This is a genomic window from Leptothoe sp. EHU-05/26/07-4 (assembly GCF_043421015.1).
Taxonomy (GTDB): domain Bacteria; phylum Cyanobacteriota; class Cyanobacteriia; order Phormidesmidales; family Phormidesmidaceae; genus Leptothoe; species Leptothoe turfae.
This window is the reverse complement of record NZ_JAXSQV010000003.1, coordinates 493449-507132: the sequence shown is the minus strand read 5'-3', so window position 1 is coordinate 507132 and position 13684 is coordinate 493449. Positions and strand designations below refer to the sequence as shown.

The 13684-nt window shown below is 48.0% G+C and carries 14 protein-coding genes and 1 pseudogene; 6 read left to right on the top strand and 9 right to left on the bottom strand.

The features are described 5' to 3' along the window. Positions 1–122: 122 nt before the first annotated feature. Together U2F10_RS10000 and U2F10_RS09995 are read right to left on the bottom strand one after the other, a co-directional pair. Positions 123–3659 (bottom strand): WD40 domain-containing protein, encoded by a 3537-nt coding sequence (locus U2F10_RS10000; RefSeq protein ID WP_499871907.1) that lies wholly within the window; start codon positions 3657–3659, stop codon positions 123–125. A gap of 14 nt (positions 3660–3673) precedes the next feature. After that, positions 3674–4621: a glycosyltransferase family 2 protein gene (locus tag U2F10_RS09995; RefSeq protein ID WP_499871906.1), complete on the bottom strand. Its 948-nt coding sequence runs from the start codon at positions 4619–4621 to the stop codon at positions 3674–3676. Positions 4622–4747: 126 nt separating this feature from the next. Here U2F10_RS09995 and U2F10_RS09990 point away from each other — a divergent pair, with 126 nt between their 5' ends. Further along, complete coding sequence (locus tag U2F10_RS09990) at positions 4748–5626, top strand: sulfotransferase (RefSeq protein ID WP_499871904.1); 879 nt, start codon at positions 4748–4750, stop codon at positions 5624–5626. Positions 5627–5653: 27 nt separating this feature from the next. Here the strand turns inward: U2F10_RS09990 and U2F10_RS09985 are convergent, their stop codons facing one another. The 3 genes from U2F10_RS09985 to U2F10_RS09975 all read right to left on the bottom strand — a co-directional run bounded on the left by U2F10_RS09985 (position 5654) and on the right by U2F10_RS09975 (position 7393). Beyond that, positions 5654–6418 carry an SDR family oxidoreductase gene (locus tag U2F10_RS09985; protein WP_499871902.1) on the bottom strand — a complete coding sequence of 255 codons (765 nt, stop codon included), beginning with the start codon at positions 6416–6418 and terminating at the stop codon, positions 5654–5656. Between the two features lie 143 nt (positions 6419–6561). Further along, on the bottom strand, positions 6562–6933 hold the full coding sequence (locus tag U2F10_RS09980; protein ID WP_499871901.1) for a VOC family protein: 372 nt from the start codon (positions 6931–6933) through the stop codon (positions 6562–6564). A gap of 109 nt (positions 6934–7042) precedes the next feature. Beyond that, positions 7043–7393: a winged helix-turn-helix transcriptional regulator gene (locus U2F10_RS09975; RefSeq protein WP_163669625.1), complete on the bottom strand. Its 351-nt coding sequence runs from the start codon at positions 7391–7393 to the stop codon at positions 7043–7045. A gap of 210 nt (positions 7394–7603) precedes the next feature. Between U2F10_RS09975 and U2F10_RS09970 the strand changes: the two genes are divergently transcribed. The 4 genes and pseudogenes from U2F10_RS09970 to U2F10_RS09955 all read left to right on the top strand — a co-directional run bounded on the left by U2F10_RS09970 (position 7604) and on the right by U2F10_RS09955 (position 10670). Next, on the top strand, positions 7604–8446 hold the full coding sequence (locus U2F10_RS09970; RefSeq protein ID WP_163698385.1) for an enoyl-CoA hydratase/isomerase family protein: 843 nt from the start codon (positions 7604–7606) through the stop codon (positions 8444–8446). Further along, positions 8446–8850 (top strand): nuclear transport factor 2 family protein, encoded by a 405-nt coding sequence (locus tag U2F10_RS09965; RefSeq protein WP_499871900.1) that lies wholly within the window; start codon positions 8446–8448, stop codon positions 8848–8850. Before U2F10_RS09970 ends, U2F10_RS09965 begins: the two co-directional genes overlap by 1 nt. 30 nt (positions 8851–8880) lie before the next feature. Beyond that, a pseudogene (locus U2F10_RS09960) lies at positions 8881–9848 on the top strand (LLM class oxidoreductase). 24 nt (positions 9849–9872) lie between these two features. Beyond that, entirely contained in the window at positions 9873–10670 is a 798-nt protein-coding gene (locus U2F10_RS09955) for an SDR family NAD(P)-dependent oxidoreductase (RefSeq protein WP_499871899.1), read from the top strand. A gap of 143 nt (positions 10671–10813) precedes the next feature. Here U2F10_RS09955 and U2F10_RS09950 read toward each other — a convergent pair whose 3' ends face one another. From U2F10_RS09950 to U2F10_RS09935, 4 genes are all read right to left on the bottom strand, one after another. Continuing rightward, entirely contained in the window at positions 10814–11101 is a 288-nt protein-coding gene (locus U2F10_RS09950; RefSeq protein WP_499871898.1) for a helix-turn-helix transcriptional regulator, read from the bottom strand. Between the two features lie 4 nt (positions 11102–11105). After that, on the bottom strand, positions 11106–11801 hold the full coding sequence (locus tag U2F10_RS09945; protein ID WP_499871897.1) for a DUF547 domain-containing protein: 696 nt from the start codon (positions 11799–11801) through the stop codon (positions 11106–11108). Between the two features lie 362 nt (positions 11802–12163). Further along, a complete protein-coding gene (locus tag U2F10_RS09940) occupies positions 12164–12406 on the bottom strand; it encodes a DUF1816 domain-containing protein (protein WP_163669609.1) in 243 nt (80 codons plus the stop codon). A 189-nt stretch (positions 12407–12595) separates the two neighbouring features. Next, positions 12596–13048 (bottom strand): VOC family protein, encoded by a 453-nt coding sequence (locus U2F10_RS09935; protein ID WP_163669607.1) that lies wholly within the window; start codon positions 13046–13048, stop codon positions 12596–12598. A 333-nt stretch (positions 13049–13381) separates the two neighbouring features. Here U2F10_RS09935 and U2F10_RS09930 point away from each other — a divergent pair, with 333 nt between their 5' ends. Next, positions 13382–13600, top strand: coding sequence for a hypothetical protein (locus tag U2F10_RS09930; RefSeq protein ID WP_250565152.1), 219 nt, complete (start codon positions 13382–13384; stop codon positions 13598–13600). The last annotated feature ends 84 nt before the right edge of the window (positions 13601–13684 follow it).

Sequence of the window (13684 nt, the reverse complement as noted above, 5' to 3'; positions counted from 1 at the left end):
CGGTCAGTCGAAATTGAATAGACTAGATTGCTATGAAAGCAATTTAAGGGAAAACACGGAAGATGTGTAAGGTGAAAAAAGTAATTTAAAAGAACTTTCTCTTAGTCTTCCTAGATACCCTCCTAAATCCCCCCGCTACATAGCTGACGATCCGCATCAGACAGGTTATCTCCATGGGCAAGGTAATTGTCGAGCCAACGACAGCCATCCTCTAGCAATTGTTCAAAGCTACGGCTATCCTGCCAATCCCACAGGATGATTCTCCGATCATGACCGCTAGACAGCAGCGTTTGACCGTCAGCACTGAAAGCGACCCCCCAAGTAGAACCGTTGTGGCCATACAGGGTTGTTACAAGGGTACCGTCCTGTCGCCAGATACGTACAGTCCGATCGTAGCTGCTGGATGCCAGCAGCTTGCCATCCGGGCTAAAAGCTACACTGTGAACCCTGGCCCGATGACCGTCTAGGGTGGTGATCAGACGCCCTGAAGTCGACCAAATTTTGATCGTATGGTCAGCGCTAGCAGTCGCAATCAGCTGGCTATCAGGGCTGACGGCCACTCCCCAAATGGGGGCTCGATGGCCATGGATACTTCTCAGCAGTTGCCCTTGCCGACTCCAAATTTTGATGGTGTGATCCCACCCTGCTGACACTAGATAACTGCCGTCAGGACTATAAGCAACGCCATAGACCCGATCTTGATGACCCCGTAACGTGCGCAAAAGTTCTCCATCCAGCGTCCATAGCTTAATGGTTTGGTCCCAACTGGCCGATGCCACTTCATCGCCCTCGGGGCTAAACGCGACTCCCCAAACCCGATCTTGGTGACCTCGCAACGTTTGTAATGGGTCTCCTTTAGCAGTCCACAGCTTGACAGTTTGGTCCCAGCTAGCAGAAGCAAGCGTTTGACCATCGGGGCTAAAGGCCACTTGCCAGATCCGGTCAGTATGGCCCTCTAGTGTAGATTTAAAGTTACCTTGCCAGCTCCAAAGCCGAATAGTCTTATCCCAGCTACCGGCAGCAATCGTCTGTTGACTGATGGCTAGATTGGTAGCCGGTCCCTGGTACCCATGCAGGGTTTGCGGAATTTTATCTAAGCGCCATAGCCTGACGGTTGCATCATCGCTGCTGGAGGCTAAGACGTCTCCAGTGGGGCTAAAATCTATGCCCCACGTGCCAGAGTCATGGCCATTTAGAGTAGTTACCAGAGTGCCACTACTGGTCCATAATTTAACGGTGTTGTCGAGGCTAGTCGAAGCAAGTTGACGACCGTCAGGGCTAAATTTCACATGCCAGACACGGTCCTGATGCCCGTCCAGGGTAATGGTTGAGCTCTTGCCAGACTCTCCCTTTTTAAGACTGCCATCGGGGTTAACGTGCCACAGTTTAATGGTCCGATCATCACTGGCAGAGGCTAAGACACGACCGCTGGGGTTAAAGGCCAGGCCATATACCGGGGCTTGATGTTCTTTGAATTCGTTTAATAACTGTCCGCTGGTGGCATCCCACAATTTAATGGTGTTGTCTTCACTGGCGGTGGCCAAAATGAGACCGTCCGGGCTAATGGCAGCCTGCGTGACCCTAGCGTTATGGGCGGGAATATCTAGCAACAACTTGCCCGTCCGATCCCAAAATCTTAGGTGGCCATCGTCACTACCGGTCACCAACGTTTGGCTATCCAAGGATATATCAACATCATTGACTCGTCCCTCGTGCCCCGTTAACGTCACAGGGGGCGCAACCACAGAGAGAATGTCACTATCATCGCTGATGGGCCAAATTTTTGCGGTGTTATCGGCACTGGCTGACACCAAATATTCATTGTCAGGACTAAAGGCCACATCCCACACAGCATTGGTATGTCCGCTCAGGGTGGTAATCAGCTGACCATTGGCACGCCATAGCTTGAGGGTATTATCCCAGCTAGCTGAGGCTAAATAGTTACCATCTGGGCTAAAGGTTACCCCATACACAGGTGCACCATGGCCCCGCAGCTGGTTAGCTTCGGTAATACTTTGAAGAGTGCGGCGGAGAGTTTGTTCTACCTGTTGTTTCACATCGGGTGCAGGCACCGGTAAGCGTTGTAGCTGTTGAGCAGCTCGCACCGCTTCTAGCAAAGATTTCAGACGATTATTCTGGTTAAACAGGGCGTCAGAGTAATAGCTAATGGACAAGGCCTGATTGTTTTCGTTATCTTGCCGAGTTAGCATGGTTTGGCGAGACTGGCGATAGGCCAACATGGCAATACTCGTAATGCTGAGAAACGCCACTCCCATACCCACCAGTAGAAACCGCTGTAGGGTGACATTGCGCTGCTGCGCCTCCAGGCGAGCTTCCAACTCCTTTAGTCTCTCGGATTCTAATGCCTGTTGTACCTCTTGCCGATCAACGGCAACACTGTCTGCTAAAAATTTATAGTCCAGGTCGCTGAGCTGTTGTTCCTTGGCCCAGACCTGGGCTTCAGTGAGAGACTGCCCGCGCAACAATCGGGAACGATCTTGTTGACCCGAGTTAACCCAGGCTTCGAATGCTTGGGAATAGGGACGTAAACGTACCAAATGGTAGTCTACCCATTGGGTGTTAAACACCTCTGAATAAATTCGATTACGAATACTGAGGTGACCTGATTGTTTGACCACCAGGCCTGAGAGTAACAGTTCTTCTTGGAGGTGATTGTCTTCTAAAGATAGGGTTTGACCGGATAACAGTTTTTTGTAACGCCCCAGTAGTCGACTAATCAGCTGCGGGTGAGCCAGTAACCGATCCTGGATAATGCGCAAATGGGGGGGTTCATCTTGGGATTCCCAGTTTTTGATCAGCTGCGATCGCACTAAACCATCCACCCAAGCCTGTTCAACATATATCTCTGTGCGGGGGGCCAGTTTAGCAACTACCAACTGGCACAGCTTCTGCGTCAGGAAAGGCTGACCATTGGTCCAAGCTAAAATGTGTTCCAGGGTCTCAGTGGCATTCTCCACCGTTGGTTTTAACCAGTAACTAAGGGATATGGCCTCTGCAGCGGTAAACCCACTCAGCTCAATGGCTGTACCAATGTTAAATGGGGTGCGGTTAGGATTTTGGCAAAGGTCGGTGGGCGTTGCCACACCAAATAGGGCAAACGTGAGGCGACGGTACTCTGGGCTATCGACTCGCTGGTTATAGCAATAGCGAATCAGGGCAAACAGATCGTCAGCCGCAAACGGCAGTCCCAATACGCTATCAATTTCATCGATAAAAATAACAATCCGTTTCGCCGTAAGCTGCCGCAAAATCACATCCTTTAAAAAGTGATCCAATCGCTGCACGGCAGAAAGACCATCCCCCTGCTGCCACCACTCTTGGAAATCACCGTTTAATTGCAAGCTGCGCCATAGCTCTGCCGCAATTCCCATGTACCACTTTTCAGCAGTAACATTGTCACTACCCAGGTTGGTCAGGTCAATAGATGCACAACAAACACCGTCTTGCTCCAGGCGATATTTTGTTCTCACCCGCAGGCTCGATTTACCAATTTGTCGCGTATTAAATACATAGCAAAACTCACCTTGTCCTAGACTTGCGTATAGGTGATCATCCGCCTGTCGTTTAATATACGTAGGTGCCTGGGGATGAAGACTACCGCCAACTTGGTAAAAAGATAAGGATGTGGTGGTGGCCATAGGAGTTGCGTAATTTATTCAAGCACTAGCTTAGCAATGGGGGGGGTGGACTTTTGCTTGCGAAAGTTAACAGCCTGTTGGAGTAGTTGCCAGGCTTTAGGGGAAAAAATGGCAGGAATGCCAAAACTTAGGGCGCTAGGGATTTGTTTTTGTTTGAGGGCGACGATCATCCAGTGCAGGCTGAGGTATTGCCGAATCGTCTTCAATGTCGGCAGCTTGTCTTGATGTTTGGGGCTAACGTGCTGGTAGATGCGTTCTTTAATCAGGACATTAGTGTCGAGACGACGCTGAAGCGTGATTTTTTGGTCGTAGCCCCCTGGCCACACAGTACGGTAAGTCAGGCATTTATTGATAAATAGGGCATCGCCGTAGTCGGCAACACGAATCCAGGAGTCAATATCATCAAAGCCGGTCATGCCCAGGTCCCAGCCACCCGATTTCATAAAGGCATCGCGGCGCACGGCCACCTGAATGGGGGTGCCGAAGGGGACTACCTCTAAAAACATGCCGTAGTGGATGTCTACCTGGGGAATATAAAATGCCTGACCTGGACCGGTCACAGGGGTGCGACTCAGTTCTTGCCCCTCGCCATTCACCTGGGCCGCCTGACAGGAACAAATCACTGCTTCAGGACGTTGCTGAATCGCCCTGATCAGTTCTTCAATACAGTTGGGGGCCAAATAGTCATCGTCATCCACCAGCTTAATCCAGGTGCCCATGGCTCGTGCCACCCCTGCATTGACAGCCCCGGAGTGGTTGGCATTGGTAGGATTGCGATGGTAAAGTACCTGATCGCCCAGGCTTTCGACATACGCCTGGGTACCGTCAGTGGAGGCGTTATCGATCACGATCACCTGACATGGCACGGTTTGGTCAAGTGCGGTTGCGATCGCACGTTTCAACAGCTCCACCCGGTTATAGGTCGTAATCACAATACTGAACGATAGCGATTCTGAATCCATGATTCCTGGTCTCTTTCGGCGCTCTTCGCTATTGTGCCAAATCTGAGGGGAAATGGGCTTACTAGATTTAGATAGGCATTGGCCACCTTTTCCCATAAATGCCTATGGGCTGATACGAATACCCTAATGAATCTTGCTAGCAGTCAAATTTTAGCCAATACGTTCAGGGCTAATGTTGCCGATAGAGAAATAGATATCCGCCTTAGCCTTAGTCTTAAAAGAGAGTTTTGGGTCTCTAAGGCCAATGCTGTTTTACCAGCCAGTAGAAAACGTTGTTTTCATGCTTACTGTATTGGTACACCAAGGAGCGGTACCCATTCCATAGCCCACATGTTTCAGCACCACTATGGTGCGTTACATGAGCCCCATGCGTATTATGCCATCTACCATTTACTCAAATGGGAAACGGGCCAGTATTCCTATGCGGACATTCAAAGTGTGCTCAAGTGGCGTGACAAAAAAATGTCTTTGGAGCTGGAATCTGCCCATTATCTACATCATGTAGCTGATGTGTTGGCCAAAAGCTTTCCACAGGCCAAGTTTATTTTTACCGTTAGGGATCCCCTCAGCTGGCTAGAGTCAGAAATTAATCGTAATTATGGTAGTCGTCATAAACCGTTTTGGAGAGAATTAGAAGATTATCGCTATGGTCGCTACAGGCGTCCATTTACAAAATATGACGCTGCTCTAGGGCAAGCAGGACTTTATCCTGTTGCTAGCTATTTGTCCTATTGGAGAGACCACAATCAATTTGTCATCAACTCAGTGCCTAAACAGCAGCTTTTAACGTTGAAAACAAAAGAAATTCGTTCAAAAATTGAAGAGATTTCCAGTTTCCTTGGTATAGATCCTGATACTATTAATATTCAGAAAGCCCATGCCGATAAACGAAAGAAAAAATTAAAGTTAATTGAGCTGGTGGATCCAACCTATCTATACCAGCAGCTAGAAAAACTCTGTTCTGATCTGATCGATGCAAGATTTCCTACACTAAAGCGCACTTAGTCTTAGTCATTGCGTAAATAAGCTTGATCACACGCGGTTAATGGATACACCACCATCTACCAGCATGGCTGACCCCGTGGTGAAACTAGCAGCATCTGACGCCAGATAGAGAGCTGATGCTGCAATTTCATGGGGTGTTGCTATGCGCTTCAGTGCATGGAGATTTTGTACAAAGGCTAAGGCCTCTGGCGTATTGGCAAAATCACGTCCCATGGGTGTATCGGTGCCCCCTGGCAGTAAAGCATTGACCCGAATTTGTTGCTTGCCGTATTCAACAGCGAGCACCTTCGTAAGACCAATCAAACCTGCCTTACTTGCTGCGTAGGCTGCCATTCCCGGCATGCCTACAGTGTAGCCAACAAAGGTTGAGGTAAAGATCAAAGAACCGCCACCGCGATTGACCATGGCCGGTAACTGGTATTTTGCCCCCAGGTATGAACTGGTCAGGTTAGTGGCAAGGACATTGTTCCAATCATCAAGGGATAGATCAGTTACAGCGCCAGGTATGCCGGTAATCCCTGCATTATTAAACGCGATGTCTAGCCCTCCGAATTCTTTTAGTGCTAGCGTCACTAGAGCTTTAGCAAATTCCTCATCTTTCACATCTCCTGCCAAAGCAACTGCCTGTCCACCCGAGTGACCAATAAAATCAACCAACTCATCGAGCTTATCCTGCCGTCTTGCTGCAACAACAACTGCAGCTCCTGCTTTCGCAAAAAGTTTGGCAGTTGCGTAGCCAATACCAGCACTAGCACCTGTTACAATAGCAACTTTGTTAGAAAGCACATTCATGATGTCGTCCGTATTGATTAAACGATACAGACATCATTTTCAAGCGTCAGATAGTCATCGACAATCCAAATCTTGCTATCTTGCCACCGAGCCATAAGGTATGAATTCTCGCGATAGATAGTATTTCTTAATCACCCACGTGATCACCCATTGTTTGAGTGTAAAGCAATCAAATTTCCCTCGGTATCTTCGAATTCAGCCACCCACCCCAACTCCCCAATCGATGTTTTGGGATACGCCACTTTTCCGCCTACAGCGACTACCCGACTCAGGGTAAGGTCAATATTAGTCACTGAAAAGTAGAGCCGTGGCCCTTCTTTTGAAGGAATATAGCTTTCTCCCTGAGCCAATGCACCCGATATACCTTGACCCTCTTCCGTGACTGGAAACAGTGCCATGTTTACACCGTCGATCGTCGTGCGTTCCAATGTATTGGAGAAAACAGTCCCATAGAAAGTGACTGCTCGATCCATATCGGTAACAGGTATCTCAAAATATGAAACAAGGGAATTCATTGATGCGTAGATGGATGCGATTGTAGATTTAAGGGATGTACCGGTCTAGAGCTATGACTATTTATGGTGTTTCACCACTAAAGTCATTCTAAGGAGCCGCAATGCCAGATTAATTGTGTTCTGCTTCTTCGGCAAGCCGACGGGCTTTAAATGCATGGCCCCACTCCTGCATGACAACGAGGATGGGCTTCAGGGATTGCCCAAACTCTGTTAGCTCGTATTCGACGCGGGGCGGAACTTCGGCATAGACATGCCGCGCCACCACGCCATCTGCTTCTAACTCGCGCAGTTGTAATGTGATCATGCGCTCTGTTGCGTTAGGAGTAAGACGTCGCAGTTCACCAAAACGCTTGCGCCCATCTAGCAGATGGCAAATGAGTATTGGCTTCCATCGACCGCCAATCACACTCATTGTTGCTTCCACATCGCAACCCGTCTTCCAGTTATATTTCCGCGTCATTGTTGGGTGCCAATACGTTCAAAGATCTCCATTACTTACAAAAATGTGGGTACTTGTCAATATCGTTTTAAGTGACATAGGCTGATGCTGGAACAAGGATGCATCCAATGGAGAACATTGTGTCCTAGCTTACTCCCCCTTCAAGACCAGGTAACTAGCAAAGCCAACTCTTTGACAAAAGCGAACCCTGTAGCCTCTAGGAGACACCCAATGAAAGATAATTTCACTACTTTCAACGTTAAGGTTGAAAATGCGATCGCATGGGTCACCTTTGATTATCCACCCGTGAATATTCAAGGCTTGCCCATGCTTGCCGACCTGAATACGTTGGCCCAAAGATTGGAAACAAATCGCGACATCAAGGTTGTTGTATTCCAATCCGCCCACCCAGAGATTTTTGTAGCCCATGCTGATACGGACTTCCTTAAGGAAATGTCCGCGACTGTAGTCTCCCGTGACGACGTTAAACTGCTCGATCTGCAAACCACGCTAGAACGGATCAGTAAGCTGCCCCAGGCAACCATTGCGAAGATTGAGGGCTTCGCCCGCGGTGGTGGTCACGAATTTGCCCTTGCCTGCGATATGCGCTTTGCCGCCCGCGGCAAGGCAACGTTCATGCAGATGGAAGTCGCCATGGGTATTCTGCCCTGTGGTGGTGGCGCGTCACGCATGGCCCGTCAGATTGGTCTAGGGCGTGCATTGGAGATTATCCTGAGCGCCAGAGACTATGATGCCAACCAGGCCGAGGCCTATGGCACCATCAATAAGGCGCTCGACCCCGAAGAAATCGGCTCGTTTGTTGAAGCGTTGGCTAACCGCATTGCCCTTTGGCCCGCCGAGTCGATCAATGCTTGCAAACAGGCTGTGTATGCCTCCATTGACAAGCCCATTGAGGCAGCGCTAAAGGAAGAGGCCTATTGGCTCTATCAGGCAACAAGTCAAACCCCAGCGCTGAAGCGCTTTAAGTGGGCTGACGACAACGGTGCACAATTCGATATGGACAATCAGCGCGGCTGGGAAGAGGCTCTCATTAGTATTCAGGAGATTAAATAATGAGTATCGAAGATAATAAGAGAATCGTCGCTGATTTCTTCAAATACTTTTCGGCAGCAGACGTACCAGGCGCTCTTGAATTGCTCGATGATGATGCCATTTGGCGTGTGATGGGTCGTGAAGGTGGGCTGCCCATGTCCGGTGAGATGAATAAGGAAGCCATTGGCACGCTGATGGGTAATGTCAAGGCTGCTATCCCAGATGGTATGACGCTAACATCTACTGGATGGACAGCTGAAGGCGATCGGGTGGCCCTGGAAATGGAATCCTACGGCAAAATGGCTAATGGCAATATTTACAACAACCATTACCATTTCTTGGTCACGGTCTTGGACGGTAAAATCACCTCGCTTCGGGAATATATGGATACGCACCAAGTCAAACGGCTTTTTATTGACGCCTAGGATCACGTTCTTTTTGAACAGAACTCAAAAATGCTCAAACATATTGAAGAGATAAGGTTTCAACCCATCAATAGAGGATATAATTCCGTGTTTCGGCCAAATCGGTTGAGCCTTGGATTGGTGGTGCCAATTGAGACCTATGCAAAGAGTCCGGTACCGACCATGGCCCGTCACCTGGAACGTATCCAACTTGCAGAAGAATTAGGATTTTCCGCCGTCTGGTTGCGTGATGTTCCATTCAACGTGCCCTCATTTGGAGATGCTGGTCAGATTTATGATCCCTTTGTTTATCTCGGTCTCTTGGCGGGCCAGACCGAGCGGATTGCCCTGGGTGTGGCCAGTATTATTCTGCCGCTGCGACATCCGGCCCATGTTGCCAAGGCTGCGGCCACCGCTGATGTACTTTCTGGGGGGCGGCTTATTCTGGGGGTGGCTTCCGGAGATCGACCCGAGGAGTATCCGGCACTCAATTTGCCCTTTGCTGACCGTGGTACACGATTTCGCGAAAGCTTTGACTACCTTAGACGCATAGGCGAAGATACCCCATCTTTTGAAAACCGCTATGGTAGCCCTAATGGTGGCATGGATATGCTGCCTAAACCAGTGTCTGGAAAACTGCCGCTGCTGATTACGGGAGGCAGTCAGCAAACTCCCGAATGGATTGCACAGAACGGAGACGGCTGGATGATGTATCCGCGCCATACTGACTTGCAGGCAAAAATAATTTGCGATTGGCAGGCGCGGGTTAAGGCAGCGGGACGATCTACAAAGCCGGTGATGCAACCGCTCTACCTTGATCTGACTGACAATCCTGAGACCCCCCCCAGCCGATCCATTTAGGTTTTCGGCTGGGCACGCGCCACCTGCGTGCTCATCTAAAATTACTGGAAGAGATTGGTGTAAATCATGTGGCGTTGAACCTACGGTTTAATCAAGTAGCTACGGAGACAACGCTCAAACGTCTCGCCGATGACATACTGCCAGACTTCGCTGATTAGAAAAAAAGACAAGGAAACAAAATTATGACAAAGACTCTTCTGGTGACGGGGGCAACCGACGGCATTGGCCTGGAAACGGCCAGGATGTTAGTCTCATTGGGTCACAATGTCTTGTTACATGGGCGTAACCGAGCAAAACTGGAAGAATTAGCAAAAATCCTAGCTACAGACAAAGGACAGGTTGAAAGCTATGTGGCTGACTTCTCTCGCATGGCCGATGTGGAGGCTCTCGCGGAGGCTGTTACTGAACGACACACAAGACTTGACGTATTGATCAATAATGCAGGTGTCTATAGCACATCCAATCCGGTGACGCAGGATGGTCTGGATGTACGGTTTGTTGTTAATGCGATCGCACCCTATCTGTTAACGCAAAAACTGATGCCACTGATGGGAGCATCCGGAAGAGTTGTTAATGTATCCTCTGCTGCTCAAGAACCCGTTGAGCTAGAGGCATTAACGGGCCAGATTAGGCTCAACGAAGACTTTTCAGCCTATGCCCAAAGCAAATTGGCACTGACGATGTGGTCGCGTGCGCTTTCCCGCAAAGAAAATAGTCCGATCATTATCGCAGTCAATCCTGGATCAATGCTCGGTAGCAAGATGGTGAAACAGGCCTTTGGTGTAGCGGGTGGTGATATTCGCATCGGAGCTGAAATACTCACTCGTGCAGCATTCTCAGAAGAATTTGGCACTGCTTCTGGCCAGTATTTTGACAATGATTCAGGTCAATTTGCTGCGCCCCACCCGGATGCACTTGACCCACAAAAATCTGAAGAGATTGTAAGTGTTATTGAGAAGATTTTGGCTGAGATACCATAGGAAGTGAAATTGCCGTCAAATTTCCACAGTTCCAAATCGCCTTTTATCCACCTGGTCATTGGCTTTCTATGGGGTATGGGTGTTTTTGAGTGATGGCTGAGGCAATTTTGCGAAGATGTGCACTAACGTCCCTTGCCAACTGCTTACTCCTTGTTTTTAAGGATCTGGATTAGGGGAGATTCTTTACTGTATCTAGTAACTTTCTGTTGGAGACGGAGAATATATTTCTCAATATTGTGACGGGTTGTGCCTAATTGCTGTGCGATTTGCAGATTATCTCGCCCTGCTATGGTCAACCGAAGGATATCGGTTTCTCTTAGGGTAAGACCAGGGGGGAAAGAGTCATCTTTATAGCCCACCGCTGTGGGTCTGGTGGGTGGCGGCGGCGGTGGCGACTGGACTTCCGTCAGTACATGAGCTTTTGGGTCCATGGATTTAATTCCCATTTAATTCCCAACTATAGGATAGGTAAACCACTTTGAGCGTAGTCGGCAGCTGGGCGGCAGTGTAGTAGCGATCGCAATACTCTACAATCGAATTCGCTGTCGTCAAAAAATCTGCCTTGTACCACTTGAAAATCTTGCTACAGTACAATGTTCTGTTAGCAGCATCGTAGCGAACTTTGTCTGGGTTGTTGATAAAGCGATCGCAATCGTCCCCCAGTTGATCCATCAGCATATCTGGCGTGTAAGCCTCCGCTCTTAGCAATGGGCAGCCAATGGACGCACACACTAGGGAAAAGTGGATACGCGGATCGAGAAACTGCTGGCGCAAAATGTCGTGCTCAATAGTATTCAAGCTCAGAGATTGACCGTTTAAGGTATAGACTCTTTTGGTGAAAAACCGTAAAAAAGCTAGCCAGTTAGGGATGCCTAGAAACTTAGGTCGAATGGAATCGATGGGGTACTCATAAAGCACCTGTTGGATCGTCAGGGCATTGTACAGGTTTAGGAAAGTTGCGATCACCTGCGCCCTTTCCAATCCTCGCAGGTCCACACTGCTCATCTCTGCTAGCCACTGCTCTAGCACTGGCAGTGATGTTTGCCGCCAGCGGCTATAGGCTACTCGGCCTTGACCATCCACATATTTCTGTAGCAGACTGTCCCAGACAGCAAAATTGAGTTGAGTCATGGGGTGAGCCTTCGCATTTTTACCACATTTTACGGTGATACTACATCTCCCTCGTTAGGATCATTCTCAGGACATCCACAAGGGGGTGTCCCGACAGGATTGTCCACATTTATTTAAGCAAGAGCCAATAGTTCTCATAAGCATAAATACTCATCTGCTTTGATGAGTACTATACACGTAACAAGTAAATGAGTATTTATGCTTAACACTTAACAAACCTACTTATTCCTAAAGTCTTTGTACTACAAGGTTTAGGAATAAGTAGTTGATGTTTTGGTAAACCGGAACGGCTATCTAGAGCCTGTTCTTCTGTAGTAGCCTGGAGATACAAAAAATACTGTAAGAAAAGAATATTGCGTCAATTAAGCCGCCTCAGAGTAATTCACCATACGCCTTTTGGGGGCCTGACGGCGGACAACCGATACTAGTAAAACTTCACGTCCCTGGTGTTCTAGAGCTTTTACGTAGCGCAATTGTTCCTGTAGCGCTTCGCTTTCTGAATTAAAGGGACCGAAAAAATATCCACAACTTGGAGATGCAGCCATTATTTCCAGCCACCAAGACTTGTTAAGCAGGTCAAACACCTGATTGATAAGGTTCGCCATAATGATTAGATGGGTCAGTGAGATAAACGTAGCTATGTGTTCTTAAGAACACATAGCTTTTCTTATACTGTGCTCAGTGTCTCATGCCTGTCGGCTTTGATACTTTATGCTACCTAAAAGTCACAGGACTTTAATTTGGATAAACTAATACAAACTATAGAACATCTATCAAAATTTGTCAGATGTGATTTAATTCACTTCTTGGGCGAACTCAACAATGTTACCGTCAGGATCCTTTACCATAGCAATTCTGGTCCCGTTGTTCAGCTGTGTAACGGGTAGCGCAATAGAGATGTTTCGAGCTTTAATCTTGGCCATAATGACATCTAGCTCAGCAACGAGCAGGGTAATATATCGGTAGCCTAGAAATTCTGAGATATCTGTTGGGCCGGGCTTAGAAGGGGGTGTGTGTAACTCCACTAGCTTAATTAGGGACTCGCCATGCTGGAGTTGCACCATACGCCCTTTACCAATGAGTGAGGTTGTTACCTCTGCAACAACTGACAACCCTAATAAGTCTCGATAAAAGCTGAGGGAGCGCTCTAATTTAGCAACAACAATGCCAATATCAACCCCAATACGGACGGTTCTAGCTGTTTGTATCGAGCTATCTGTATTCATCGGTGCCCATGCCGCTGGCATAAATAATTAAAATTTGTGTCTAAATAATATCGACATTGCTCATCCTTGGGATGCCTTTAGTGGTGAAGCATCGTTAAATAGCCATAACTCTAGACCGGTGCATTCCCTCAATCAGCGATCGCATCATACATATCTTGCCTGCTGCCCAAGACTCCTGAAAATGCTTCGGCACCAGGTGCTTATCAACGTATACCTAAACCATCCCAAGGGCACATTTTCAATTTTTCAAGGCAAACAGAGAGGAATCATTGTCAAATCAGAATTATTCTGATTAAAATATAGCTAACTCAGAATAATTCTGGGTTAGCTATGGCCCAAAACATTTAATTATCTATGGCAATTCTCTATGGGTTTCTCAAGTTCCTAGAAATATTGGAGTATATCGCTGAGCATGTTGACTGCTTGACTACACCAGCAGGAAAGACAATCTGGGTGTGCTTAGTAAGCTATCAGATCTGTCTTATGACTGGCTATCACGAATTAACGGCTGCCATGATTGCGGGGTTGATGTCTCTAACGCTGCATTATGAGGTGCATCATTCTGAGTTTTAGGCCATAGATTGTTTGAGAAAATCCATAAAAGCTCGAACTTTGAGGGGGACATAAGCGCGCGAGGGATAGCCCCGCCATTGAATA

Coding starts and splice junctions, on each gene's coding strand:
- U2F10_RS10000 (WP_499871907.1), bottom strand. CDS start 3,659: ATGGCCACCACCACATCCTTATCTTTTTACCAAGTTGGCGGTAGTCTT.
- U2F10_RS09995 (WP_499871906.1), bottom strand. CDS start 4,621: ATGGATTCAGAATCGCTATCGTTCAGTATTGTGATTACGACCTATAAC.
- U2F10_RS09990 (WP_499871904.1), top strand. CDS start 4,748: ATGAATCTTGCTAGCAGTCAAATTTTAGCCAATACGTTCAGGGCTAAT.
- U2F10_RS09985 (WP_499871902.1), bottom strand. CDS start 6,418: ATGAATGTGCTTTCTAACAAAGTTGCTATTGTAACAGGTGCTAGTGCT.
- U2F10_RS09980 (WP_499871901.1), bottom strand. CDS start 6,933: ATGAATTCCCTTGTTTCATATTTTGAGATACCTGTTACCGATATGGAT.
- U2F10_RS09975 (WP_163669625.1), bottom strand. CDS start 7,393: ATGACGCGGAAATATAACTGGAAGACGGGTTGCGATGTGGAAGCAACA.
- U2F10_RS09970 (WP_163698385.1), top strand. CDS start 7,604: ATGAAAGATAATTTCACTACTTTCAACGTTAAGGTTGAAAATGCGATC.
- U2F10_RS09965 (WP_499871900.1), top strand. CDS start 8,446: ATGAGTATCGAAGATAATAAGAGAATCGTCGCTGATTTCTTCAAATAC.
- U2F10_RS09955 (WP_499871899.1), top strand. CDS start 9,873: ATGACAAAGACTCTTCTGGTGACGGGGGCAACCGACGGCATTGGCCTG.
- U2F10_RS09950 (WP_499871898.1), bottom strand. CDS start 11,101: ATGGACCCAAAAGCTCATGTACTGACGGAAGTCCAGTCGCCACCGCCG.
- U2F10_RS09945 (WP_499871897.1), bottom strand. CDS start 11,801: ATGACTCAACTCAATTTTGCTGTCTGGGACAGTCTGCTACAGAAATAT.
- U2F10_RS09940 (WP_163669609.1), bottom strand. CDS start 12,406: ATGGCGAACCTTATCAATCAGGTGTTTGACCTGCTTAACAAGTCTTGG.
- U2F10_RS09935 (WP_163669607.1), bottom strand. CDS start 13,048: ATGCCAGCGGCATGGGCACCGATGAATACAGATAGCTCGATACAAACA.
- U2F10_RS09930 (WP_250565152.1), top strand. CDS start 13,382: ATGGCAATTCTCTATGGGTTTCTCAAGTTCCTAGAAATATTGGAGTAT.